Genomic DNA, 24,571 nt, shown 5'->3' with positions numbered 1-24,571 from the left:
GTATCTTTCTTGTGGAGTGTCAGCCAAAGGTGCGCATGCGGCGCACAAGCTCGGGCCAGGCCCGCGGCGCATAGCCCGTGGCGGCCCGGAAACGGCTGGAGTCGAGGGAGCGATCGATGACCAGCTTGTCATCGGGCGTGATGTCGTTGCTGCGGCCGTACTCCGCGGCCACGAGCTTGAGCAGGTTGTACTTGTCGATGGCGTCGGCCGACACATGCCAGGTGCCGCGCAGCGCGGGATGGGGTGCGACGAAGTCCTTCATCACCCGCGCCAGCTCCACGGTAGGCAGGCCCGAGAACACAGCCCTCGTGAAGCCGCGCACCGGCCCGGGCTGAGACAGGAACCAGCCCACCAGGCCATGCGCGCTGGCCAACTCGTGGCCGATGATGGACGTGCGCAGCGTGACGGCGTTGTCGTAGTCCACCTCGCCCATCAGCTTGCTGCGGCCATACAGGTCCTGCGCGTCGGATGGGTCCGTCTCCACATAGCCGCCCTGGGCGCCAGTGAAGACGCAGTCGGTGCTGACATGGATGAGCCGCGCGCCGGCCACCTGGGCCAGCCGGGCCAGCCGGTGAGGCAGCAGCGCGTTGATCGGGATGGCCGTCAACGGGTCGTCCGCCTCGGCCAGTTGCTTGACGATGCCGATGCAATTGACCACCAAGCTCGGTCGAACCTGCGCAAATAGACGCGTCAGGCTGTCCAGGCTCTCGACGTCCGCCCCGGCAACGAACTGCGCCGCAGGCGCCTTGGCCTGAAGCGTCGCGATGACGCCAGCGCTGCGCACCGAGCCGAACACCTCGTAGGCCGGATCGGCGGCGAACACGCGCAGCACCGCGTTGCCCAGCATGCCGCTGGCTCCGAGAACCAGCAGGCGTTGCTTGTTGCTACTCATTGCACCTTCTCTTCTTGCCTGTTGCGCGCCGCAACGGCGCCCTTCAAATGTTCTACCAGGACCTGGGCCAGCCGATCCGGCTCGTAGTGTTCCGCGTAAAAGTTCAGTCCAGCCTCACCCATGCGCTGCCGCTGTGCGGCCGGCATGGCTTGCAATGCCCGAGCCGCGGCGGCCAGCGCCTGGGCGTCTTCGGCGGCACAGGCCAGGCCCGCACCGGCGGCTTGCACGACGCGAGCGCCTTCGCCGTCCATGGAAGCGAGGATGGGTCGGCCGGCCGCCAAGTAAGCCTGTATTTTGCTTGGAACGGTACGGCTCAACGCCGGCCCGCCGGTCAGGCTGACCAGCAGCGCATCCGCCTGCGCGAACACCGCCGGCATCTGCTGCGGCGGCAGCCGGCCGGCCAGCGTGACTTGCGTGAGCCCGCGCCGAGCCACCTGTTCGGCCAGCCAGGCGTAGCGCGCGCCGCTGCCCACCAGCACCCACTGCATCCCGCTCTGTGGCCCCAGGCGCTCGGCCGCGTCCAACACGCAATCCAGCGACTGCACCGTGCCCAGGTTGCCGGCGAATACGATGTTGAACCGCGCGGGGTCCAGCCGCAACGCCGTGGGCTCGCCCGTGCCAGGCCGCGCGCGGTCACCGGGGTTCTCATGCACCCGCACAGGCGTGTGGCCGGCCATGGCCTGTACCGGCGCCACGAAGGCGGGCGACTGCACCAGCAGCAGGTCGCTGCGGCGGTAGATCCAGCGCACCACCGCGGCCACGGTCGCCAGCAGCCGCCGGCTCTTCACGAAGCCGGTGATCTCCAGGCTGTCGGGCCAAAGGTCTTGCACCCACACCACCAGCGCCGCGCCCTTGACCCACTTCAGCACGATAGCCGCGATGGCCTGCAGGATGGGGCTAGTGCCATAGACGAAGATGGCGTCGAAACGCCGGCCGCGCAGCGCCCAAGGGCCCTGCAGCGATGCGCAGAGCAGGAAGGACAGGTAGTTCAGCACCAGCTTCCTGGCGCCGCCCTCACCGCGAGGCAACAACGGCACGCGCACGATCTCGAAACCTGCGTGCCGCTCGCGCTGCACGCCGCCCAAGCGATAGCCGGGGAAGAGGTTCCCGTCCGGGTAGTTGGGTTTGCCGGTCAGCACGGTGACCTCGCAGCCCTGCTCGGAGAGCGACTGCGCCACCTCGTTAATACGGAAGGACTCGGGCCAAAAATGCTGGCTCAGCAGCAACACCTTCATGCGGCGGGGTCAAACAGGGCCTGCAGGAAGTCCGACGCCAGCGCCGGCTGCAGCGGCGGCTCCGGCGTGTCCAGGAAGCGGCGCACGGCGCGTGCGATGGACACGGCGGAGCGCACGTCGAAGGCCTGCACCGGCGTGCAGACATCGCGCACAAAGTCCATCTCGCCGGCCAGGATGGGCAGGCCGGCCTGACGAGCCTCGATCAGCGGCAGGCCGAAGGACTCACCACGAGAAGGGAACACCAGCGCGCGCGCCTGCGCGTAAAGCGCCAGCACCTCAGCATGCGGCAGCGGGCCCAGGTTGATGATGGCCAAGCCATGGGCTTGCGCCTGGGCCTGTACCCAATCAGCCAACGCGGTGTCGCGTGTCGACAGCGTTAGCGCCAGAGACGGGCGCAGGCCCTGCTCAGCCAGCAGTCGCCAGGCCTCCACCAGCAGCCGATGGTTTTTGTGCGCCTCGCCATCGGCCACATAGACAAAGTCCCAGCGTGGGACAGCCGGCACCGCAGGTGGCGGGGCTGGTGGCGCGAAAGGCAGTACGCGGATGTCGGCCGGCGTCAGCCCGTACCAGGCCTGTACGGCACGCGCCATGGACGGCGTCTGCACCCAGTAGCGGGCCACGCGGTGCCGCAGCCAACGGCTGATGGCTTGCTCGAAGCGCAGTCGCTGCCGCGTCTTCCAGCCGAAGGCCGCCAACGGCACTTGCCCAAGATAGTTGCGGTTCTGCTGGAACAGCCAGATCGGCGCCGCGTTGGGCAGTAGTGGCGGCAGTCCATGGAAGCACAGCAGCCGGTCTCGCATCGTGCCACTCGCTCGCAGCGCGAACTCCGCGCCCAGCCGCGCCCCCGGCGTGGCCCGCACCCAGTGAACCTTCGCACTGGTCGGCGGACTCAAGACGGCCTGCGCGCGCGCGTCCAACCAGGCCACCAGCGACCGCCCGACTGGCCACGCAGCCAGCAGCGACTGCAGCAGCACCAAACCGCCACCGGTGTGGACATTGGGCGCGTACAGCAGCAGGCGCCCGGCCTGCTTCGTCACGGCTTGCGGCCTTCGTAGACGTCCTTTTTGCCCACCCCCTGCGGCACGATAGCGCGAATGCCTCGGCGCAGGCCGTTGTCCACGCGCGCCAGCAAGCGCAACAGCGGCTGCCCTGGGCGGGCACTGAACGACGTCACGTTGAAATAATCCTGCCCCGTCGGCGAGCGCGGCGAGAAGTAATAGTTGGACACGCAACAGCGCGTGCCGTCCGCGACCACCGGGCTGACCGAGTGCCAAGATGTAGGCGTAGTCTCCATGATGGCCAGCCGGTTGAAGCGGCTGACGATGGTGACGTTCCTGCGCACGCGCTCGTCCCACAGTTCCAGGTTACCGCCGTTCTCGAGCGACCATCCCGGGGTCACGTAGTACAGCAGGTTGAGCGTACGGTAATGGCGGCGCGAGGCCTCGTGAGAGTTGTCGATGTGCGGACCAAGGTGATGGCCCTTCACCATGGCGCTCAGGCCGCCCGCGTACAGGCTGCCATCGGGGATCTGCTCGCGGATGCCCGTGATCTTCTCGACGACCTCGACGACCCGAGGATCCTGCACGGCAAAGGTGATGTCGGCCATCAGCGGATCGAACTGATCGAAGCTCTTGGACGTGTACTTGCACTCACGGAAGCTCTCCATGAGGCGCATGGCCGAGGGCTGAGGGAAGGCACGGTGGATGCGCTCTGCAAGTTCCTGCGGCAGGAGGTCGTCGACTGCGCAGTAACGCACTCCGACTTCGTTCTTGGAGGCCTCGAAAACCTTCTTCAGCGCTTCACAGTCAGCCGACAGACGGGCGACGATGAGTTCGACCAGTTGTTCCTTCATAGCTTCGCATTGTCTCATCGCGCCCTGGCAAGCACGGCCTGCACGACGCCAGCCGGCCCGATCAGCCCCCGCCCTCGGGCGTGCGAAACGGCTTCACAAGAGACGTGACCAAGCGCAATGCCGCCACTGAATCGTCAACGCCGCCGTAACGGCGAGCCCAACCACCGGCTCGGGGCGCCAGCAAGCGCGGCAGCACCCGCCGGACGGTGTGGCGCAGTTCCTCCAATACGGCGAGGCCCATCGCGAACGCGACACGCCCGACACCGAAGCGGTCGCGGGCCTGAGACACCGCGGCGAAGATGTCCTGCCTATAGCTGAAGCAATAGGCCAGGCAACGCACATGGATGCGCGCATACGTCAGCGCCGTGACCGGCAGGCCCGCCGCCTGCATGCCCTCCACCATGGAGTAGCCCCAGACGGTATAGGGCGAGAAAAAGCGCGGCACCAGCGGGTTCCAGCGCAGGCCCTTGAAACGATTCAGATATGGACTGTCATCAAAGGAGACACGGTCGGTGCGCGCCGCCCCCGACCCCGCCTCACTGCGCGGCGAAGCGCCCGGAATGAAGAAGGGGAAATCAAGGTGCACCACTCGCCGCGCGACCTTGGCGATCAGGATGGCGCTGTAGATGTCGGGACTCACGCCACCGAACAGCGCGCCAAAGCGCGCCTTCACCTCCATCAGCGTCGCGCGGCGCACCAGGCCATGGTAGATACGGGGCAGCAGCGCCAGTCCACGGCCGACATGCTGCTCGGCATGGCGCAGTTCGACCATGGGGTCGACCGCGCGGCTGTGGCCACTGGCGGACCAGACGAACACCTTGCCACTGTAGGCGTCGCCGAAGTACTTGGAATCCACACCGGGCCAGTAGTACGCCACGCCGAAACGGTTGCCGTAGGGCACGACCGCGTCGATGCCGGCGCGATGCGCCCAAGCGGCGACGTCTTCGATCTGCGGACCGACGAGGTCGTCATCCCCGACGAAGATGACGTACTCACCCACACAGTGCGTCAGCGCGAACTCGAAATTCTCGACAACGTTGGCGTCGCGCGGGCTGCGCCGGTAGTCGATGCTGCCGGTCTCCTGAAGCAGGCCGGCGACGTGCTGCTCAAGTTCGCCGCCATCGCTGGAGTCCGCGATCACGATCTGCGCCTGCGGCGCCGCCATCCGCGCCGCCGCAATGCAGGCACTCGCGCACTCGAAGCGGTTGCGCGTGGGAATGACGATGGAGAGCAGGCAGGAACTTGTCGAGGGAGGATTCATCACAGCGGCACTCATGCCTTGCCCATCAACGCTCGTTCGCACCAGAACGTCATGAGACAAAAATCGATCGCGCAGCGCAGCGCCCAGGCCATGGCCGCTCCCACCGCACCCAGTTGGCTGGACAACACGACGATCAACACCAGGAAGACGGGGAACTCGGCCGCATGGATCTGCGCCGCAACCTTCTGCCTACGCATGGCATGCAGGGCCGTGAAGGGCACGGCCGCGGCACCGCCAAACACCATGCCCACGCACAGGATAGACAACACCTGGTGGGAGGCGGCCGCAAACTCGTCACCCACCCACAGGGCGAGGATGGGGCGCGCCCAGACCCCCAGCACAGCGCAGATCGGCACGACGAGCAGCAAGACGAGCACCGCCGAGCGCCATAGCACCCGGCGCGCCGCAACGCCTTCAGCGTGCGCCTTCACCATGGAGGGAAAGGTGGCCGTCACGACACTAGTAGGAAAGATCCAGAGCTTGGTCACAATCTCCTGCGACACGGCGTAATACGCCACGATGGCCGGCGTGGCCACATAGGCCAGCACGAAGCGGTCCACATAGCCCATGAAGGCACTCAACAGGCTGCTCAGCGACATCCAACCGCCGGTCGTGGCCAGACCCTTGAGCACCTGGCGGTCACGCTGCGCCAGCCAGGCGCGCGGCGAGCAGGATTCACCGGAGGTCACCATGTAGGCCAGGAGGTTGACGACGCGCCCCAGCACCAGCACCAGAGAGATGCCCACCAGCGATGGCCCGAAGAAGACGCACACGGCCAGGGGTGCCGCAAACGTCCAGATGCCGATCGGCACTCGCACGGCATTGACCATGGAGAAGTGCCCATCGGCCTCCAGGATGCCCTTGAAGCCGTTGGACAGCACCAGGGCCGGAACGCCGAGCAACATGACGGCGCCCGCCCAGAGCGCGTCCCGCTTCCAGGGTAGGGGCTGGGCTTGAAAACCAGCGCCCACCAGCAGTACACCGGCGATGGCAATGATCAGCAGACTCAGCATCCCGAGCAGCAGCATGGCATTGCCCACGACAACCGGGCGAGGCAAGGCAGCGCGCCCGGGCGCCGGAGCAGACAGCTCCTGCGTCACCACCTTGCCCAACCCGAGGTCCAGCAGGCCCAAATAGCTGGCGACCGCCCAGAGCAATGTCAGCACACCAAAGCGGTCGGCGCCCAGGCCGTGGATGAGCTGGGGAATGCAGAAAAACGCTGCCACCAGCGGCAAGCCGAAGCCAAGCAGGTTGGTGGCGGAGTCGCGCAACAGGCGCCCACGGCTCAACATGGGGCCTCCGGTGGCGCCGCTAGGGGGGCCTCATCGGCGAGCACGCGCTGCAGGCACATGAGCGCGAAAAGCCCGGCCAGAAATGGACCGGAGAAGTAGCCGGTGCCGCGAATGAAGCTGCCCAGCAGCAGCACGGCGCACATCCCGACGAGCAGCGCCACGGTGACACGCCGCCCGGGCCTCACACCTCGCGCCAGCCGTCGCAGGAAGCGCACGAACACGATCAGCATGACCGCCCACATCGCCGCGCCCAGCCAACCGAGCTCGCTCAGCACTTTGGAGATGGTGAACGAACCATCGTTGTAGTTGGCGTCACCCAGGCCCATCAACTCGATGATGTCAGTCGTGTCCGTCACCGGACGAGGCTCGCATCCCATGCGATTGAAACCCAGTCCGAAACCACCGGTTACATTCAAGTTCTCGAGCGCGTGCTCCCAGCCCATCACGTAGATGATGCTGGAAGCGTTGGAGCCAACATCCGCCTCCTGCACGCCGGCTATGCGCGCCAGTGCATCGTCACGATAGGGGGACATCCACACCAAGGCCAGCACCGCCACGACCGGCAGCACCAACCGTGTCATCAAGGTCTTGACGCGACGGGCATGGCCCATGGCAAACGCCACGCAGCCCAGGGCGAGCAGCAACAGCACGATAAGCGTGGACGAACTGGACAGCAGCAGCAGCAGGCCAATGAACGCCAGCGCAAGCCCTGCGATCCCCCCCCGGCCACTGAAGCCCAGGGCAACCAGCGCCGGCGTGAGTGCCAACGCGAGGTGGCTGGGTTCAGGGAAGATGCCACTGGCTCGCTCATACGTGGTGCGGCCGCTCATCAACAGCACCATGTGGTGAACAACGACGGCCAGCGTCACGACGGCCGAGAGCGCCACCAGCGTGCTTAAGATGTGGCGGTCATCGAGATCGACGGCTTGCGCCAGCACGGCCAATCCCCAGACCACTCCGATGAACAAGACAAAGCTGCCCATCGACTTGCCACCCAGATCCTGACATGGCGTGCTGAACAGCGACCCCAGGAAATGCAGACTCAGCAAAAGACATGCTGCGGCCGCCATTCGCCAGGAACGCCCCGGCGCAAAGCCGACGCTCAACGCCCAGCCGGTCAGCAGCAGGATGAACAACACGTGGGGCCCCACGGAGGAGCCGTATCCCTCGCCGGCTGCATAAGGCCCCAGCGCGAAGATCCAAAGCAGCGCGCCCAGCAGCCACGACCGATGACGCGGCGCTGCCTTCACCGACAAGGCGGCAGCCGTCATCCCTGGGCCCTCCGAAAACGCCGGACGACCGACACGATGCCGAAGCAGCGGAAGGCCAGCCCGAAGAGGAACGGACGCCAGCTCTGGGCGGATGCCATCAACCGCGGCGCCAAGCGGAACGCCTGCATCAGCCGGGCCGCCCCCCGCAGCGGGCGCCCGGCCTGCGCATGGTTCTTCGCCGCGATGCACAGCGACTTGGCCATCGCCAGATCCGCCTCACCCCCTGGCCGGGTTCGCCAGTGATCGCGCATGACGCCGCAGATCTCCTCGGCACAGGCTACAGGCATGGCCCGAAATGATGCCGAACGGTCATGGATGCGGTACTGGGCGAGAGGTTCGGCCACGCGAAGGAAGTGCCCGCGCCCGGCCGCCCGCAGCCAGAACTCGAAGTCAGGCACCTGACGTAGCTCGGCCCGCCAACCACCCGTGGCTTCAAAAGCAGACCTGCGAAAAAACGCCCCGGGGCCGGGCTGGCAGACCAAGTCCACGCACAGCCGACGCAGGTCGAAGTCCTCGGTACGTACCGTCCGGATGGGCGTTCCGCGATTGTCGATCAGCTCGAAATCGCAATACACCACCACCACATCGGGGCGTGCGTTCAACGCCCGGACCATACAGGTCACGGCCTGCGGCGAGAGACAGTCGTCAGAACTGAGGTAGGCGAGGATGCTGCCCTGCGACACCGCCCAGCCGCGATTGAGGCTGGACGCCTGGCCCGCGTTGGCTTGAGTCAGGACGGTGACCCGCCCCGGGAACCGGTCGGCCACCTGCCGAGCGACCACCAGGGAGTCGTCCGTCGACCCGTCATCGATGACGATGTACTCCAGCGCGGCATAGTCCTGATGCAGCACGCTGAGCATGGTCGCCTCCAGGTATTCCGCCTGGTTGAAGACCGACGTGACGATGCTGACGAGGGGCTGGGGCATGTAAGGGCTGCTCGCAAGGCGCCTCACGCCTCAGAGATGGGATCGCGACTCAGGCGATCAATGAACGAGGGCGACATTGTATTCACTCGCTACGCGCCGCCGCCCTGGCTCGCCGCACGGGCTCGCACAGCCAGAAGAGGACCACGGCGTCGATGCCGATGCGCAGCAGCCAGGCCCAGGCGGCGCCTTTCGCCCCCCATTGCTGCGTCAGCAACCACAGCGCAGAAACGAACAACGGCAGCTCCACGCAATGCAACAGCGCAGGCGCTCGCGAATGCCCAGCGGCCTGCAACCAGGTGTAGGGCACATGCGCCAGACAGTTGATGAGGATGCCCACAGCGAACACCTGCAACAGCGGCGCGCCATGGCCTGCCAGATCGGGGCCAAGCCACCAGCCGAGCAAAGGTCGGGCAAATAGGGCCAACGCTGAGGTGATAGGCAGCAACACCGCGAACAGGATGCCGACCGCTCGCCAGAAGAGCTGCCGCGCTTGCTCGTCCTCGCGAGCTGCCTGTGCAGCAAACATGGGGAAAAGCACCGAGGTCAGCGCGCCGGGGATGATCCAGAGCTTGGTAACGACCTCCAGCGGTGTCACGTAGTAGGCCACTGCGGCCGCCGACACCGTCGCACCGATGACGAATCGGTCCACGTAGCCCATCAGTGGGCCGACCACATTGCCGACTGTCATCCAGCTGCCTGAAACCACCAGGGGCCGCAGCCACTCGCGCCCCCAGCGAAGCCGCCCCCGCAACTGTGGCAAGGCACGCCATGCGAGCCAGGCGTGCGCCAGGGCACCCACCACGCGTCCCGCGGCAAGGGCGATCGTGATCGCGAGCAGGTCTGGCCCCACCCAGCGCAGTACCAGCCAAGGGCCGGCGAACGTCCAGATGCCGGTGGGCAGGCGCACATAGTTCAACACCTCGAAGGCATGACAAGCCTCCAGCATGCCGCGCAGGCCTGCCGTGACGACGATGAATGGCACGGCCAGCCCCATGACCCAGCAGGCGGCGATGGCTTCGGTACGGTCGGGTAGCGCCCGGATCAAGTCGACACCCCAAGGTGCCACCAGGGCCATCGCGGAGCCCGCCACCAGGCCCAACATAGCCATCAGGGCAAGGGCCGTGGCGCTCAGCCGACCCACGAGGCCGTCGTCGCCACGGTCGAGCACGATGGCCAGTTGTTGCGTGAGTGCACGCCCGAGGCCAAGGTCAAACAACCCGAAGTAGCTCGTCACCGCCCACACGAGCGTCAGCAGACCGAATCGATCGGCACCTAGGCCCGCCATCAGGACGGGGATCGAGAACAGCGCCACCAGCAGCGGGGCGCCAAGGCCAAGCAGGTTGAAGAAGGTATGTCGGGCGAGTTTCAAGGCCAGGACCACCCGGAGATGCGGAAGATGCGCGGGGCCAAAAGTCTAGGGCTGGATGGGCCGACGCTCTGCAGACGCCCCGCTGTTAACATCTCGCCCAGTGAACCAGCGCTGTCGGCGCGCTTTCTTAGCACTCTCCATGGTCGTTCTTCGTCAAGCCCTGCTGGTCCTGCTCGTGTTCGCAGCCACAACGGGCCATGCGCACGCCTACATCGATGGCGGCTCCGCGCATCTGTTGATCCAGGGCCTGATTGCTGGGGCCATCGGGGTTCTCTACTACCTGCGCAACCCCAAGCAGATCTGGCTGGCGATCAAGCGACGCTTCAAACGCGACCGCTCCTGATGCGCCGGAGTTTTCGCGACCCGGCCGGCCAACTGGAAGACGACGGCCGGCAAGTTCGTCGCATCGTCCACCCGGCGGCCCGCGAGGCCACCGAGGTGCTGCTTGCCTCGCCGCTGTATGCCGAGCTCGTGCGCGACGGGCTGCTGATCCCCGCAAGCCAGGTCGCCCCGTCGCCCGATGGCGGCCTGCTCATCGAGCACCCGCGCATTGAAATTCCCAGCTACCCCTTCGAGTGGACGCCGGCCATGCTGTTGGACGCGGCCCTGCTCACGCTGGACGTGCAGGCGCGCGCGTGGGTGGCTGGCTGGACGTTGAAGGATGCCGCGGCGAACAACGTGCTGTTCGATGGCACGCGGCCGGTGCTCTGCGACCTGCTGTCCCTGCAGAAACGCACACCCGACGACACGCCGGGGTGGCTGGCCTATGGCCAATTCGTGCGGCACTTCGTGCTGCCTCTGCTTGCCATCGCCGAGCAAGGCCGCACGCCCCGCGACATCTTCCTGGCGCACCGTGACGGCCTCAGAGCCGCTGAACTCGCGCCCTTCATTCCATGGCACTCGCAGTTCGGCCTGGCCATGTGGTTGCACGTTCGGCTGCCGGCCCGGCTGGAGCGCCGACGCATTGCTAGCAACACCGCCAAGCCCGGCAGCGGGCAGCCCGACGCACGCCGCCCGGCGGCCGACGGCACGCCCTGGTTGATCGGCAACCTGCGTGCTTTTGTGCAGCGGCTGGGGCGGGGCGGCACCGCGGTGTCGACGTGGAGCGCCTACACCGGCAATCGCGACCACTACGCCGATGCCGAGCTGAACGCCAAACGCGGGGCGGTCCAAGCCCTGGTAGATCGGCTCGCGCCACGGCGTGTGCTGGATATTGGAGCCAACAGCGGCGAGTTCTCGCTGCTCGCCGCACGTGCGGGCGCCCAGGTGCTGGCCCTGGACGACGACATCAACGCGCTGGACGAATTGCACCGCGGCCTGCGCGGCCAGAACACGTCTATCCAGTGCCTGCACGCCAACTTCGCACGCCCCACGCCGGCCACCGGCTGGCGCCTGGCGGAAACACTCTCCCTGCCGGCCCGCCTGGAAGGGCGCTTCGATCTCGTGCTGATGCTGGCCGTCATCCATCACCTCGCCGTGACGGAGCGCGTGCCGCTGGTGCAGTTGTTCGAGTCCCTCGCCGACTGCTGTAGCGGCATGCTGTTGCTGGAGTTCGTCCCGCGTGACGACCCGCGATTCGTCGAGATCGCAGGCGCCAATGCTGCGCTCTACCAGGACTGGAGCAGAGAGAATCTGCTGGACGCTGCGGCGCCTTGGTTCGGCTTGCAGAGCGAGACGACCATCTCCTCGCACCGCACCCTGCTGCAACTGCTGCGGCGCTGACCCGACATGGCAGCCCTCCTGCGCATCGCCACGCAAGCGGCTCGCTATGCAACGCTGACCCTGATCGCACTGGCCAGTGCCGCACTGGGCGACAGCCTGCTGCAGAGCCCGTCGGCCGTGTACGTCGCCTTCGAGCCCGCCCTCTTCCTGCGCGATGGTGGCGCCTTGGCCATCTTGCTTGCCCTGGCTGCAATCGCCGGCGGCACCCTGGACCAACCCGACCGGCCTCGCTGGCTTGCCGGCGCCACCCGGGCCCTGCTACTGGCCTTGCTGTTCGTTGCCCTCTTCCAGATCCTGCGCCGCCCGCTGGCGGCGGCCTTGTCGTTGGGCTTTGCGCTGAAGGCCGGGCTTCTACTCACTTGCTTGGTGACCGCCGGCTGGTTGGTCTGGCGCGCCGAGGTCGCCTCCCAGTGGCGAGTCGCCACGGCCAGTGGGCTCGCGCTGGTCGCGATGTACCTGCTGCAGCCCGGCATGCCGGGTTATCTGGCGCGGATTGCCTTCGGCCATCTCCCAGCCCTTGCCCCCGCGCCAGCGCCTCACTCAGTCGAAGCCGGCGTGCGCCGGACTCTCGTCGTGATCCTCGATGAATGGGACCAGGAGATCTCAGCCCGCGAAGGCCTCTTCGGGACGCCCTCATTCCACGAACTCCTCGGCCAGAGCTTTGTCGCCACCCAAGCCATGCCGGCCGGGCCCAGTACGCTGAGTTCGGTGCCCGGCATGATGACGGGGCGGCGCTTCGGCCCCGTCGACCGAGGTGGCGCAGGCTACCTGGTGGCTGCCAACGGGACGCGGTTCGATGCCGGAGCATCCAGCCTGTTCAGCGACCTGCAGGCGCGCGGCCACAGCTACGCGGTTGTCGGCTTCTATCACGACTACTGTGCGGTGATACCGGCACCGCGCCGCTGCCATGCGGAGCCGGTGAGGTTCTTCCCCGGATGGCGCACCTCACTGGCTCGCGCCTTCAAGCAACAGCGTGATTTCGACAACCCGTACACCGACTTCCTGCGCCAATGGAGCGGCACCTATGCCCGCCTGCAAGAGGCCGCGCTCGAAGTCGCGCAGGACCCGGGCAACACCGTGGTCTGGCTCCACCTGAACGTACCGCACCCGCCCATCGCTGTGGCGGGCGCCACCCCCAACACCCTGGTCGAGGACTACCGCGCCAACCTGGTTGAGATGACGCGGCTGCTCAGTGAGTTGCGCGCCGCCGTACTGAAGGCCGGCCCCGCATCAGCCATGGTCATCACGTCAGATCACTGGCTGCGTGAGAAGGAGCTTTGGTCGGCCATCTACGAGCAGCAGCGCGGACCAGGCGCCGGCCGTGCCGGCAAGACAGCTGACCAGCACGTGCCCTTCATCGTCTGGTTCAGTGATGCAACCAGCCCCGCCACCCTGGACCAGCCCATCAGCACCACTGCCGTGCGCGACTTGGTACCTGCGCTGGTAGAGCGCCGCATCCAGACACCCGCCGACGTGGCGACCTTCTTCCGATCGCGCGGCGGCGACCCGATCACCCCGTTTCGCGCTGCCTCAGACAGCTCCGGCGTTCATTGACGTGATGGCCATCATCACGGAGACCATCAGCACACCGATCACCGCACCGATCAGCAGGATGGCAACCGGCTCGATCAGCGTCAGGGCCTGCTTCTGCTTCTGACTCGCACTGTGGCTCTGGATCTCGCCCAGTGACGAGAGCATGGCGTCGAGCGTGCCCGCACGCTCGCCGACCCGGATCAGATTCAGCCGCGACGCCGGAATCCAGTGCGAATGGCGCAGGCACTCGTGCAGACTGCGGCCCTGCTCCAGCTCCCGCGCCGCGGACGCAATCAGCACGCCGAAGTCCGTCAGGCGGATCGTGCCGCGCGACAGCTGCAGCGCCTGCAGCAGCGGCACACGGCTCGCCAGCATCGTGCCCATCAGCGAGGCCCAGCGCCCCACCTCGGCATCGCGCAGCCAGGGCCCGACGGCCGGCGCACGCGCGAGGGCATCCATCATTGCCTGCCGGAACGTGGCGCGGCTGAACACCACCACCACCAGCATCATCACGCCGGCGCCCGTGAGGCCCACGGCCAGCAGATGGGTCTTCAGGAACAGTGCCGACCCGATCACCCACTGCGAGAACTCGGGCACCTCGGCGCGACTGCTGCGCAGCAGCGGTGCAAATCGGGGGATCACGCCAATGAAGATGATCAGCACGGCGAGCAAGCCCGCCCCCACCAGCACGACCGGGTAGATCAGCGCGTTGCGGAGCTCCTGCAGCGAACGTCGGCTGCTCTCGAGCTGAGCCGCTGCGGCTGCCAGCGACGCAGCGAGCTGGCCGCTCGCTTCGCCCACCTTGACGAGGGTCAACAGATGCTCTGGCAAGGCCAGGCCGCTGGCCACCAATCCGTCGTGAACCGACTGTCCCGCGCGCACCGCCAGCAGGGCGCGTTGCAGGGCGGCCCCCATCGCTGAGGCCGCATGCCCCTGGGACATGGACAGCAGCGCCTCATCCAGTGGCACGCCCGCCTTGACCAGTGTCGACAGCTCGCTCAACACCACCACCTGATCAGCACTGCCGATGCGGGTCCGGCGCCTGAGTGCCGGCGTGGCCTGGACTGCGGTCGCGACGACCGGCACCAGCTCCGTCAATCGCAGGCCTTGGCGCAGCAGCTCACGGGCTGCCTGAGCTTCGTCACGCGCGGTCACCTGACCGCTTAGCGCGCGACCGCCGACGTCCAGGGCACGATAGGTGAAGGTCTGCATCAGTCGGAGGCGCTGGCCGCGCGCAGCACTTCATCGAAGGTGGTCAGGCCGGCAGCCACCTTGATCAAGCCATCCTCGACCATGGTGCGCCGCCCGGCAGCCTGCGCCAAAGCGACCAGCCGCTCCATCGGTGCCCCCTGCGCAATCTCATGCTGCATGGCAGTCGAGATGGTCACGAGTTCATACACGCCAACGCGGCCGCGATAGCCGGTCTCGCCGCACTGCGCGCAGCCGGTCGCCGCGCGCCAGCCCGGGCGGGCCGGCAGGTCGGGCAGGCCTGTCAGGCGCGGGCGCAACTCGTCCCAACGCTGCTGAAGCGGTTGATCGTCCGCGTGCGGGTGATTGCAGGCCGGACACAGTCGCCGCACCAAGCGCTGCGCCATGACGGCACGCAGCGCCGCGGCGACGAGGTAGGGCTCCAGGCCCATGTCCACCAGGCGGTTGACGGCGGAGAGCGCGTCGTTGGTGTGCACCGTGGCCAGCACCAGGTGGCCCGTCAAGGCCGCCTGCATGGCAATCTCTGCCGTTTCGCGATCGCGGATTTCGCCGACCATGATGACGTCCGGGTCGTGCCGCAGGATGGAACGCAGCGCGCGGGCGAAGGTGTAGCCGATCTCGGCCTGGGTCTGGATCTGCACCAGCCCCGGCAGGCGCAGCTCGACCGGATCCTCCACCGTGATGAGCTTGCGTACGCCGTCGTTGATGTGTGCGAGGGCCGAGTACAGCGTCGTGCTCTTGCCCGAGCCGGTCGGGCCGGTCACCAGCACCAGACCGTTGGGCCATTGCAGCCACTGCTCGAACAGCGCGCGATGGTCGGCCTCCATGCCGATGCGGTGCATGCCGACGTCGCCACGTTCCTTGGGCAGCAGCCGCAGCACCAGCGATTCGCCATGCACGGCCGGGATGGAGGAGATGCGGATATCGATCTCGCGGCCGGCCACTCGCGTGGAGATGCGTCCGTCCTGCGGCAGGCGGCGCTCGGCGATGTCCAGCCCGCCGATCAGCTTCATGCGCGAGGCGATCGCCGGATATCGGTCCATGGAGAGCGTGCTGCGAGTCTGCAGCACGCCGTCGACGCGGAAGCGCAGCACGCACTCCCGCTCGCCCGGCTCCACGTGCACGTCCGACGCGCGCGCCTCCAAGGCCTGGGCCAGCGTGTTGTTGACGAAGGCCACCACGGGGGCGTCCTCGGCCAGCTCCCGCAGCGTGCGCGCATCGAGGCCGGCGGGCGCGGCATGCGCGCGCAGGCGCGCTGCGGCGCTTTCTGCATCGGCGGGCAGCAGGAGGTGCCAGCGCACCTGGGCCACATGCGGCTCGTCGGCAATGGCTTCGCGGACGTCCACATCCAGCGGGTCGGCGCTAGCAGCGCACAGCGCATCTGGCTCGGCCCAGAGCAGCACACCGCGATCCAGCCACCAGTCCATGCCTGGCCGCGTCTGGCCCAGTGTCAGCCTGATGGCCTCCTCGTCGAGCTGCGCCGCATCCAACAGGGGACTGCCCAGCTGCTCGGCCAGCACGCCATACAAGGCCTGGGTCGAGACGGCGCCCAGGCGTACCAGGATATCGCCCAGTCGGCCGCCCTGGGCCTCCTGCACGCGCAAGCCGGCCTCCACATCGGCCGGCTTGACGAGCCCCGCCGCCGCCAGCAACTCACCGAGCTTGGCCATGGTGTCAGTTGCCCGATTTGACGGGCGTGCCCACAGGCTGCGCCCAGGGGCCGAGCATGCGGCGGAAGGCGTCGGTCACGCTCTCCGCGTCATGGTTGTCGCTCAGGATGTAGGGCGTGATCAGCACCACCAGCTCGCGGCGCGTCCCGGTCTTTGTCTGCGTCTTGAAGAGGTTGCCGACAACCGGAATGTCCTTGAGCAGGGGGATGCCTGCCGAGCCCTCGGAGCCATCATTGGAGATCAGGCCGCCCATCAGCACGGTCGAGCCGTTCTTCAGCGTGAGCTTGGTCTCCAGCTTGCGCGTGCTGAAGGTGGGCGACGTGTTGACGCCCGTATTGGTCTGGGCCGCGGCGCTCACCTCCTGCTGCACCTCCAGATCAATCTGGTCGCCAGAATGGATCACGGGCTTGACTCTCAGGATCACGCCGGTCGTACGGTATTGCACGGTCTGCAGCACCTGATTGCCCCCACTGCCCGTCGCCGAAGCCAGCTGGCCGGTGTTGAGCTGGCTGGTGATGATGGGCACCTCCTGGCCGACCTGCATGGTGGCCATCTCGCCATTGCGGGCCTGTATTCGCGGGCTGGACAGGATGGTGGCCTGGTTGTTGGACGCGAGTGCATTCAAAGTGGCGCGAACGCCGCCGACCGTGTCAAGCACGCGGAAGGTCGCGCCCCCGGAGCCGATGGACAACCCGCCCGCCGTGCCGCCGATCACGGTCGCCCCGCTGGACAACAACTTTGTAGCCAGCCATTCGACACCGAGCTGGCTGGTGTCCGTCAGGGACAGCTCCGCCACGGTCACCTCGATCAGCGCCGCCTTGGCCGGGCGGTCCAGCGTCTGCAGCAACGCACCGATCTGCGAGTACTCGTCCGCATCGACTTGGAAGATCAGCATGTTCGAGGCCTGGTCCACGACAACCGACGTCGGCCGTGACGACTGGCCTGAACCGGCTGCCGCCGCGCCGGCGGCAGCGCCCGTGGCGGCGGCTCCGCCACTCTTGAGGCGGTTGCCCGACAGCAGTTGCTCCAGCGTCTTGGCGAGCTCGGCCGCGTCCTTGTGCTTCACCTGGTAGGTGAAATAGTTCTTGCCGATGCCGCGCTCGTTGGGGCGGTCCAGCGTGCGTGCCCAGGTGGTGACGTGCTGGAGCACCTCGTCGGAGCCGGCAAAGACGTAGACCTGGTTCACGCCCGACACCGGCAGCAGCACCACCGGATAGCGGATACCGCCCTGCTGCCCCAGCTGGCCCAGCGGCGCCACGGCATAGCCCTGTGCCGTCAACACCTCGTTGAGGCGGCGCGCCAAGTCGTCCGCCGACCAATACGCGGGCGAGAGCGCCACGCTCTTGCGGCCGGCCATCAACGGCTGGTCCAGCACGCGCAAGGCCTCGAGGGCGGCCTCGACGTTATCGGGCGTGCCACTCAGCAACAACGCATTCCTGCCGATGTCCTCCTGCACCTGCACCCGCCCGCCGAAGAGCGTCTTGAGCCAGCCGGCCACGTCGGTCTGCCGCACGGCCTGCAACTCGATCAGGTAGAAGACCGGGCGCAGCGGCAACGGCGACGTCGGCGCCGCATCCGTGCGGCGGATCTCCGGCAGGTTGCCCAGCTGCGCGTTGTCGGGCAGCACACGCACCAGCCCGCCCACGTCCACCACGGCAATACCGTAGCTCTTGAGCAGCAGCGTGGCCGCCTGCTGCATCTGCACGGCCGGCTGGGCCGTGCCGCTGCGGAACGTCACGAGGTCCTTGCGGGCCAGCACGGCAGCGTCCACATTGACATTGCGCTTCAGGATCTCGGCAAACACCACCTGCACGAAGGTCCCCAGGGGCACCTGCTGGAGGTTGATGGCGGCAATCTCCTCATTGGCTGCTGCCGTTTCCTTCTGGGCCCGATCCTGTGCGTCGCGCTGCAGGCTCTTGGCCGACGGCGGCTTGATGGGCGGCTGCGGCAGTGGCGTGACCGTCAACTCCCCTGCCCGCCCCGCGCCGGCCTCCGCGGCAGAGGCCGCCTGGGCAGACGCTGGCAAAGGCAGACTGGGCGGGATGCTGGGCTCCGGCACGGTTGTGCAAGCCGTCAACAAGCCGGCCAACGCGGTGACCAGCGCGACACGCGGCGTAATGGGAAAAGGGACTCTATTCACGGGATTCGACTCCAATCAGGGAGCGCTTCTTCTTGTCGCGCACGGCGACTTGATTGCCTTCGATGGCTTCGATCACCTGCCCATCGGGTAGCTTGTCGCCCACCTTCAGGCGCTGGGGCAGCTTCTGCGGGTCTTCGAACAGCACCAGCACACCACCTTGGCGCCCCTTGCCGTACAAACCCGCCAGACGCCAGCGCAAGTCCTCGGGCGGCGCCTCGGCGGCCTTCTTGAGCTCATCCGGCCCCCACATCGGCGCACCGGCAAGCTGCGCCGCCAGCGTGACCTGATCGCTCGGCCTGGGCAACGCAGGCAGTGCCCAGGCATCGCTGCGGACCTGCACCACGGCAGGCACGTCCGGCGCAGGGGGGGCGGCGAGCCAGCCCACACCAACGGCGGTCAGGACAGTCAGGCCGAAACGGCGCCCATCAGCAAACCAGGCGGCGATCAAGGCTTGCGCTCCTCTGGCCTGAACAAGACCTTGATCTCCAGTTCGGCCCGCGCCGGCTGAGCCTGCGACTTGATGTGCAGCGATTCGACCATCATCAGCTTGGGCGAGTGATTGATTTCCGACAGCAGGCCCATCAGGGCCAGCCGGTTGAAGTCCACCGTCAGGCGCACCCTCAGCACCGAGACCCCGGGGAGGCCCGATTCACCTGGCGCGCCCAATGCAAGCTCTCGCACGGGCAGACCTGCCTTCTCGCACCACTGGCGCAGGATGTCCTGCAGGTCGGCCTCCAGCAGACCCTGGCTGGAGGCAGACCACACCATGGACTGCGCGGCCTCCAGATGCTTGCGGGCGTCATCGGCACGCTGTGTCCATTGCGTCGCCGCGCGCAGCGGCTTGATCCGCAGCAGCTCCTGTTGAGCGACATCGGTTTCCACACGCCACTCGGCCGCCTGATCCTGCAACACCAACAGGCCCCACAGCCACAACACCGCCACGACGGCGACGACGCCAATGCGCAAGCGCGCATTGGCGCGCCACTCCTCGCGGGCCTGTCGCCAGGCCGTCAGCAGCGGGCTCAAGGCTTGCCCCCGCGCGGTGCGGAGCCTGCCGCCCCGGGGAGCAGGCCCAGGTCGATCGACGGAGGGCCTGCCGGCACATCGCCGGCGGAGCGCGTGAGGCCGGCATCCATGCCGGCGCGATCAGGAGGCCGAGGCCCGCTGAGCTTCATTTCGAGCACGACACCCCCACGGCCGGCGCCATCCTTCACCTCGGCGACCTGCGTGAACCAGCCTCCCGCCTCCAGGTCCCCGACCAGCTTCGCCCGGGTCACGTCGGGCGGCAGGTCCAACCCCAGCTTGACCAAGCCCGCGCGAAGCTCGAATTCCTTGAGCCGCCCTGCCGGCGGCAACAACTGATTCAGTTGGCCCAGCACCTCGAGCGGCGATGGTGCCTGCAATTGGCGCACGAGGGCCGCGGCGCGATCGGCGTCTGCCAGCGCCCGGTCACGTGCTGCTAGCACCGGCGCCACGTCATCCCTGACCGCCTGCAGTTCGGCTTGCCCCGAATCCCGCGCCTGGAACGCATCCCAGGCCCCATGTGCCACCACGGCCGAGCCTCCCGCGAGCGCCACTGCCAGCGCCCCGCCAATCAGCCGCTCCTGACCTTGCAAACGCTGCTGGAGCCCATCCAGCGTAGCCAGCGCACGCCGCGGACGCTGCCAGGGCAGCTCCTGCACCTCCGGCACCGACATGCATTCGGCCTGTGCCTGCCTCGCAAAGTCTTGCCACTCGGCATCCACTGGCCGGGCCGCCCACCAGCGGCTGCTGTGCAGCACGCCGGCGCGCCAGCACTGGCCTTCGACGCCCTCCAGGCAGGCAACCAATCTCAGGCCGTCATCACCCACCGGATGCAGCAGCGTTTCCGGCCAGAGTGCCCGAGCCTGGGGCAGGCTCTCACGCGCCTCCCGGCTCAACGCGAACACCTGGGCCTGCCCGCCATTCATGTCGATGAGATAGTCGCTGGCGGGAAACGGCTGCCAGGCCGTCAGTTGCGCACGCAAGGCACTGACGCGATCCGCCGTCGGCACGCCGGCGAGGTCAATGCATCGATAGCGGGAGACACTGCGAGCCACGATCCAGGCAGCCGAACGCCCGATGCGCAGACCGTCGGGAACGCTGGGGCCTTCACGGCGCAGGCTGGGTGCCTTTTCCGGGGACAGCGACGGCCCGGCTGGGAGTCGGAAACGGCGTTGCAGTGCTGACAGCAGTGGCGAAGGCATCTATACGTTCGGAGCCGTTTTCGGGCTGCCCCGCGACCGGCACGAGGCTTTGGGAAAAGCGGATTTCGTGAATCCACCACGGCGCGTAATTCCCCGCCGGCATAAGCAGCACATTGTACTCAAGGGCCTGCGGAAGACCGGGCGCGCGCACCGTGATTCGGACCGCATTACTTGCATGGAACAACAGGTTCTCGGCCGCCGTGAAAGGGATGCCAGTCGCCGCGGTAGCCGCGGCGGCATCGGCAAACGGCCCCTGACGACGCAGCGTCTGAAACAGGGTCCATTGGTCGGCGCCGACCTGGGGCCAGATCGCCTGGAGCAGCTCCAGCGGCGCGGTATTGGGATTGAAGAGCGGGTCCCGGCGCACACTCAGCCAGGGTTTCATGCGTTGGCGCACGTCCGGTAGCCTGCGCCACACCAGCATTCGCTCAACCTCATCCACCGACAGCAGCCAATCGTTGCGCGGCGGCTGCAGGCCCAGCGCCAGGTAGTCAGCCGCCTCGGCCCCGTTGAGGCGGCGCAGGTTGTCGATGTCGGTGTAGTCCTCCAGCACGTCGATCATGGCCGCCGCATCGTCCGGCGAAGCGCCGGCCGAACGCAGCGCGTTCGTCCAGGCCGCATGATCCGGCGCATTGGCGGACAGCAGGCCGCGAGCATCCTGCACCTGCACCTGCACGCCACCGGACAGACCGTAGGGCCGGCCGTCCAGCACCAACGGCGCCTCATCCAGAAACCCCGCACTGGCCAGCCCAATCGGCCTTGTGCTCAGCCAATAGAGGGCCATCGATCGCGCACTCACAGCCGCCACCCTGGCTTCCGCATAGCCCTGCAGACTCGCCGCCTGCTCTCGCAATGCCTCGATGCGCAACGCAAACCGGGCCGCCACCAGCGCAATCACCGCCAGCGACACCGTCACGAACAGCAGCACATACCCACGCTCGCCACGGCGACCACCGCACCTCATGACCGGCCTCACGCCCGCCCTCATGGCAGCCGGTCCTTGTCCAGCCGCCGCCCCAGGGCTTCGCCTGGCGCCGCCAAGGTCGCCAGCACGACGAGATCGTCGCCACGGTCCAACGCAATCGCCCTGGGCAGCGCCGGGGCAGCGCCCAGCGCCGGCGGCCAGGTCTGTTGCCATTCGCCCGCCTCGTCCAGGTATAGCCACCGCCCCCGGTCCCCAGGCCAGTGCAACAACACCAGCGCAGACGCGGCCGCGGGGTCGAGCGCCGGAAAACCGAGCAGCAACTCAGTCTCGTCCCGGTCAGGCGCGCGGCGCAGTCGCAGTTCGACGAGTTGCGGGCCGTCAGCCAGCGCCCGGGGCGCCAAGCTACTAAGCCCCTGTAGTTCGCGCGCGCCCCCCCGGAAGCGCTCGGATGAATCCTTGGCGCCGGCCTGCATCCCTTCCAGCGTCTCCTGCAGCCAGATCTCGCGCAAACGCGAGGTCTGCGCCATCAACTGTCCGTTGCCAAGGCGCTGTTCGAGCCGACCCAGCTGGTAGAGCGCCTCGAACAGCACACCCGCAACCAGCGCCACCAACACCAGCGTGACCAGCGTCTCCAGCAGCGTGAAACCCCGCTGCAAGCCAAGCCCCCCTCGCGTCATGGCCCAGCCACCGCGGGACTGGTCGCACTGGCCTTGGCCAGATCCTCCAGGCCCGGCAGCATCACCTCGAAATCCACGCTGGCCCCCGTCGCCACCTGTCGGGCATGAGCTTTCACGCGGTAGAGCGCCACCTTCCAACGCAAAGGCTCCATCGCCTGCGTCGGCACACTCGGACGCCGCAGCTCGGTCTGCTCTGACGTCCAACGCAACTGCAACCCGGCAATGGCGCGCTCGCCCTGCGGATCGACCTGCGGGTTGACGGACTCCAGCAGCGCCAGCGCCTGGAGCCGCAGCGCAGCACGCGCCCGCGCCTCTTCCAGCCGGGACGCGTCGCGGGTGTTCTGGCCGATCCAGGCAAACAACGCCGCCCCCGTGCCGGCCAGCAGCACCAGTGCAACCAGCGCCTCCAGTAGGCCAAACCCGCGCGCAGCGCGCACATGCCGAGTCAGCCTCATGGCGCAATGACCCGCCCCGTGCCCGCCTCGATGCGCCAGACGCTGACGCGGCCCTGGGCATCGCGCAGGCGCACTTCGGCCGGCTCGGCCAGGCCGCGCGCGCTGTAGATCAGCGGCGCACTGAGCTCCACGGCCAAGTCTGCCGGCATGTCGGCGACAAGGGCCCGCACGTCCTTGGCCTCAAGCCGCGTCGGGCGGCCCTGTCGGAACGCCGCCAACGGCAGTGCCGTCAGGGAGGCGTGCAACTCCTGCCGCCAGCCGCGCTCGCGCACCGCATCCAGCCAACGCCCCGCGGCGGGCAGCGAGACGCCGGCAACGAGGCCAATCAGGGCCAGCACCACCAACAGTTCGAGCAGCGTAAAACCGCGCTGATGTTGCCGCGGCATGGGATGGGATCGGAAAGCCCCAACGCTCAGCGCGGCATCAGGGCTGGCTGGCCGGGAGGACACCAATATCGGCCGCATCGCCACTGCCACCACGTTTGCCATCGGCACCAAAGGAATACAGCGCAAATGGCTGGCCATCAGCACCCGGCACGGCATATTGATAGGGATGACCCCAAGGATCCTCGGGCAAGGCGCCATCGAGATACGGGCCGCGCCAACGCGCCGCCAGCGCGGCATCGGCCGGCGCTTTGGACAGCAGGCTCAGCCCCTCCTCGGGCGTGGGGTAGCGGCCTATGTCCAGCCTAAGACTCTCCACAGCGCCACGAAGCATCTTGACCTGGGTGGTGGTCGTCGTGACCTTGGACTGATCCACCTTGGAGAACAGGCGCGGGCCAACCAGGCCGGCCAGCAGGCCAATGATGACCAGCACCACCAGCATTTCAAGCAGGGTGAAGCCGGCAGCCCGGCGCATCAGGAAGGGTCGATCGCTTGACAGAGGCATATTCCAGTCTTTGACTTTCAGGGCAGCCGGCATTGTAGGCAACACACCCCCCTAAGTTGCGCCGGATCGAGTCGGGTGAGGGGTGCCCCCTCAGCCCGCTCACACCACCGGACGTGCGGGTCCGCATCCGGCGGCTCAAGTACGACACTGGAGTTGCTGGTGGAGGGCCACCAGCGAGACCAGCCCCATGTTGGCGAGGTGCTTCGGCGGCATTGCGGCCACCATGTGTTTAGCCCCGGCGTTCCACCACGGCCCGCGCCCATTGACGCTCGACTTCCACGCGCGGTGCGCGTCCAAGCCGAGCGCGCGCAAGCGCGATGCCCGTGTGCCTGGGCGCTTCCACTGTCTCCAGGCAATGACACGCATCCGGCGCCTCACCCATATGTCCAGCTCTTCGAGTGCGCGTCGTCCCTGCGTGTGCTGGAAGTAGTTCATCCAACCCCGCAGGACCGGTCGGAGCTGCTCGATGGTCCGCTCCAGTCGTTGCCCGCGCCCTTTCAGACACAGGTCTGTGACCCGTGCCCGCAGGTGTGCAAGGCTTTCCGGTGCGATCCTCAGACGGGTCTCCTTGTGCGCGGTCACGCTGTAGCCCAGGAACTTGCGCTCCCAGGGCCGCGCAACCGCGCTTTTGGCCGCATTCACGGTGGGCTTCAGTTGTTCCCACCGGAACTTCGTCATCCCGGCCATGATGCGTAGCCCCGCCCGCTCGCTCGACACATAGATGTTGCAGTCGTCCGCGTACCGGCAGAAGTCCAGTCCGCGCCGCTCCAGTTCGCGGTCCAGAACGGTCAACAGGATGTTCGACAGCAGCGGCGACAGCGGCCCGCCTTGCGGCGTGCCCTGAGAGCCATCCCTTTCAAGGTCTTTTCCCGAGGGCTAGTTTGAGCACACGGGCGGTGGAGACATGGGAGCGAGCAATGGAGCCTTCGACATAGCCCCTGGCTTGTGCCGCCTTGGGCGCGCGCTTGGAAGTGGCCAGTTGCTTGGGGCTCATGCGCTCGGCCAGCAGCAGCAGGCGCTCGACAAGCT

Annotated in this window: 24 protein-coding genes and 1 pseudogene; 3 read left to right on the top strand and 22 right to left on the bottom strand. The window is 67.5% G+C overall.

Annotation, left to right across the window (positions count from 1 at the left end):
- Positions 1 to 19: 19 nt before the first annotated feature.
- The 9 genes from JOY88_RS02090 to JOY88_RS02050 all read right to left on the bottom strand — a co-directional run bounded on the left by JOY88_RS02090 (position 20) and on the right by JOY88_RS02050 (position 10,098).
- Positions 20 to 892, bottom strand: coding sequence for a dTDP-4-dehydrorhamnose reductase family protein (locus JOY88_RS02090; RefSeq protein ID WP_293499969.1), 873 nt, complete (start codon positions 890 to 892; stop codon positions 20 to 22).
- A complete protein-coding gene (locus JOY88_RS02085; protein ID WP_293499967.1) occupies positions 889 to 2,127 on the bottom strand; it encodes a glycosyltransferase family 4 protein in 1,239 nt (412 codons plus the stop codon). Before JOY88_RS02085 ends, JOY88_RS02090 begins: the two co-directional genes overlap by 4 nt.
- Positions 2,124 to 3,164, bottom strand: coding sequence for a glycosyltransferase (locus JOY88_RS02080; protein WP_293499965.1), 1,041 nt, complete (start codon positions 3,162 to 3,164; stop codon positions 2,124 to 2,126). The genes JOY88_RS02085 and JOY88_RS02080 overlap by 4 nt, the downstream gene beginning before the upstream one ends.
- Entirely contained in the window at positions 3,161 to 3,979 is an 819-nt protein-coding gene (locus JOY88_RS02075; RefSeq protein WP_293499963.1) for a 2OG-Fe(II) oxygenase, read from the bottom strand. Before JOY88_RS02075 ends, JOY88_RS02080 begins: the two co-directional genes overlap by 4 nt.
- 61 nt (positions 3,980 to 4,040) lie before the next feature.
- Positions 4,041 to 5,240, bottom strand: coding sequence for a glycosyltransferase (locus JOY88_RS02070; protein ID WP_293499961.1), 1,200 nt, complete (start codon positions 5,238 to 5,240; stop codon positions 4,041 to 4,043).
- 11 nt (positions 5,241 to 5,251) lie between these two features.
- The gene (locus JOY88_RS02065; RefSeq protein ID WP_293499959.1) at positions 5,252 to 6,511 is read right to left on the bottom strand and encodes an oligosaccharide flippase family protein; all 1,260 of its coding nucleotides are present in this window, start codon (positions 6,509 to 6,511) and stop codon (positions 5,252 to 5,254) included.
- 14 nt (positions 6,512 to 6,525) lie between these two features.
- A complete protein-coding gene (locus tag JOY88_RS02060; RefSeq protein ID WP_293499957.1) occupies positions 6,526 to 7,803 on the bottom strand; it encodes a hypothetical protein in 1,278 nt (425 codons plus the stop codon).
- Entirely contained in the window at positions 7,800 to 8,729 is a 930-nt protein-coding gene (locus tag JOY88_RS02055) for a glycosyltransferase (protein WP_293499955.1), read from the bottom strand. Before JOY88_RS02055 ends, JOY88_RS02060 begins: the two co-directional genes overlap by 4 nt.
- A gap of 82 nt (positions 8,730 to 8,811) precedes the next feature.
- Complete coding sequence (locus tag JOY88_RS02050) at positions 8,812 to 10,098, bottom strand: flippase (RefSeq protein ID WP_293499953.1); 1,287 nt, start codon at positions 10,096 to 10,098, stop codon at positions 8,812 to 8,814.
- Between the two features lie 139 nt (positions 10,099 to 10,237).
- On the opposite strand from JOY88_RS02050, the gene JOY88_RS02045 reads away from it, so the two are divergent.
- From JOY88_RS02045 to JOY88_RS02035, 3 genes are read left to right on the top strand one after another with little or no spacing between them, the layout of a single operon-like run.
- Complete coding sequence (locus JOY88_RS02045) at positions 10,238 to 10,441, top strand: hypothetical protein (protein ID WP_293499951.1); 204 nt, start codon at positions 10,238 to 10,240, stop codon at positions 10,439 to 10,441.
- Positions 10,441 to 11,820, top strand: coding sequence for a class I SAM-dependent methyltransferase (locus JOY88_RS02040; RefSeq protein ID WP_293499950.1), 1,380 nt, complete (start codon positions 10,441 to 10,443; stop codon positions 11,818 to 11,820). The genes JOY88_RS02045 and JOY88_RS02040 overlap by 1 nt, the downstream gene beginning before the upstream one ends.
- Before the next feature lie 6 nt (positions 11,821 to 11,826).
- Positions 11,827 to 13,374 carry a sulfatase-like hydrolase/transferase gene (locus JOY88_RS02035; protein WP_293499949.1) on the top strand — a complete coding sequence of 516 codons (1,548 nt, stop codon included), beginning with the start codon at positions 11,827 to 11,829 and terminating at the stop codon, positions 13,372 to 13,374.
- On the opposite strand, the gene JOY88_RS02030 is transcribed toward JOY88_RS02035, so the two are convergent.
- The 13 genes and pseudogenes from JOY88_RS02030 to JOY88_RS23165 all read right to left on the bottom strand — a co-directional run.
- Positions 13,351 to 14,565 carry a type II secretion system F family protein gene (locus JOY88_RS02030; RefSeq protein WP_293499947.1) on the bottom strand — a complete coding sequence of 405 codons (1,215 nt, stop codon included), beginning with the start codon at positions 14,563 to 14,565 and terminating at the stop codon, positions 13,351 to 13,353. The two genes, JOY88_RS02035 and JOY88_RS02030, sit on opposite strands and share 24 nt — an antisense overlap.
- On the bottom strand, positions 14,565 to 16,232 hold the full coding sequence (locus JOY88_RS02025; RefSeq protein ID WP_293499946.1) for a GspE/PulE family protein: 1,668 nt from the start codon (positions 16,230 to 16,232) through the stop codon (positions 14,565 to 14,567). The genes JOY88_RS02030 and JOY88_RS02025 overlap by 1 nt, the downstream gene beginning before the upstream one ends.
- 4 nt (positions 16,233 to 16,236) lie before the next feature.
- Positions 16,237 to 18,198 carry a secretin GspD/PilQ domain-containing protein gene (locus tag JOY88_RS02020; RefSeq protein ID WP_293499945.1) on the bottom strand — a complete coding sequence of 654 codons (1,962 nt, stop codon included), beginning with the start codon at positions 18,196 to 18,198 and terminating at the stop codon, positions 16,237 to 16,239.
- A gap of 166 nt (positions 18,199 to 18,364) precedes the next feature.
- The gene (locus JOY88_RS02015; protein ID WP_293499944.1) at positions 18,365 to 18,820 is read right to left on the bottom strand and encodes a hypothetical protein; all 456 of its coding nucleotides are present in this window, start codon (positions 18,818 to 18,820) and stop codon (positions 18,365 to 18,367) included.
- Complete coding sequence (locus JOY88_RS02010) at positions 18,817 to 19,398, bottom strand: GspMb/PilO family protein (RefSeq protein ID WP_293499943.1); 582 nt, start codon at positions 19,396 to 19,398, stop codon at positions 18,817 to 18,819. Before JOY88_RS02010 ends, JOY88_RS02015 begins: the two co-directional genes overlap by 4 nt.
- Complete coding sequence (locus tag JOY88_RS02005; protein ID WP_293499942.1) at positions 19,395 to 20,597, bottom strand: hypothetical protein; 1,203 nt, start codon at positions 20,595 to 20,597, stop codon at positions 19,395 to 19,397. Before JOY88_RS02005 ends, JOY88_RS02010 begins: the two co-directional genes overlap by 4 nt.
- Positions 20,503 to 21,525, bottom strand: a complete 1,023-nt coding sequence (locus tag JOY88_RS02000) for a type II secretion system minor pseudopilin (RefSeq protein ID WP_293499940.1) — start codon at positions 21,523 to 21,525, stop codon at positions 20,503 to 20,505. Before JOY88_RS02000 ends, JOY88_RS02005 begins: the two co-directional genes overlap by 95 nt.
- 56 nt (positions 21,526 to 21,581) lie before the next feature.
- Positions 21,582 to 22,178 carry a prepilin-type N-terminal cleavage/methylation domain-containing protein gene (locus JOY88_RS01995; protein ID WP_293499938.1) on the bottom strand — a complete coding sequence of 199 codons (597 nt, stop codon included), beginning with the start codon at positions 22,176 to 22,178 and terminating at the stop codon, positions 21,582 to 21,584.
- A gap of 17 nt (positions 22,179 to 22,195) precedes the next feature.
- Positions 22,196 to 22,636, bottom strand: coding sequence for a hypothetical protein (locus JOY88_RS01990; protein ID WP_293499936.1), 441 nt, complete (start codon positions 22,634 to 22,636; stop codon positions 22,196 to 22,198).
- A 14-nt stretch (positions 22,637 to 22,650) separates the two neighbouring features.
- Entirely contained in the window at positions 22,651 to 23,040 is a 390-nt protein-coding gene (locus JOY88_RS01985; protein WP_293499934.1) for a prepilin-type N-terminal cleavage/methylation domain-containing protein, read from the bottom strand.
- A gap of 37 nt (positions 23,041 to 23,077) precedes the next feature.
- Positions 23,078 to 23,575: a type II secretion system major pseudopilin GspG gene (gspG, locus tag JOY88_RS01980; RefSeq protein ID WP_367269779.1), complete on the bottom strand. Its 498-nt coding sequence runs from the start codon at positions 23,573 to 23,575 to the stop codon at positions 23,078 to 23,080.
- Between the two features lie 102 nt (positions 23,576 to 23,677).
- Positions 23,678 to 24,124 carry a group II intron maturase-specific domain-containing protein gene (locus tag JOY88_RS01975; RefSeq protein ID WP_524539177.1) on the bottom strand — a complete coding sequence of 149 codons (447 nt, stop codon included), beginning with the start codon at positions 24,122 to 24,124 and terminating at the stop codon, positions 23,678 to 23,680.
- 12 nt (positions 24,125 to 24,136) lie between these two features.
- Positions 24,137 to 24,379: pseudogene (locus JOY88_RS23165) on the bottom strand (reverse transcriptase domain-containing protein); the annotation flags it as partial.
- Positions 24,380 to 24,571 lie beyond the last annotated feature (192 nt).

Origin of the sequence: Roseateles sp. (assembly GCF_019237615.1) — a bacterium.
Lineage (GTDB): Bacteria > Pseudomonadota > Gammaproteobacteria > Burkholderiales > Burkholderiaceae_C > Pelomonas.
This window is presented reverse-complemented; position numbering and strand designations above follow the sequence as displayed.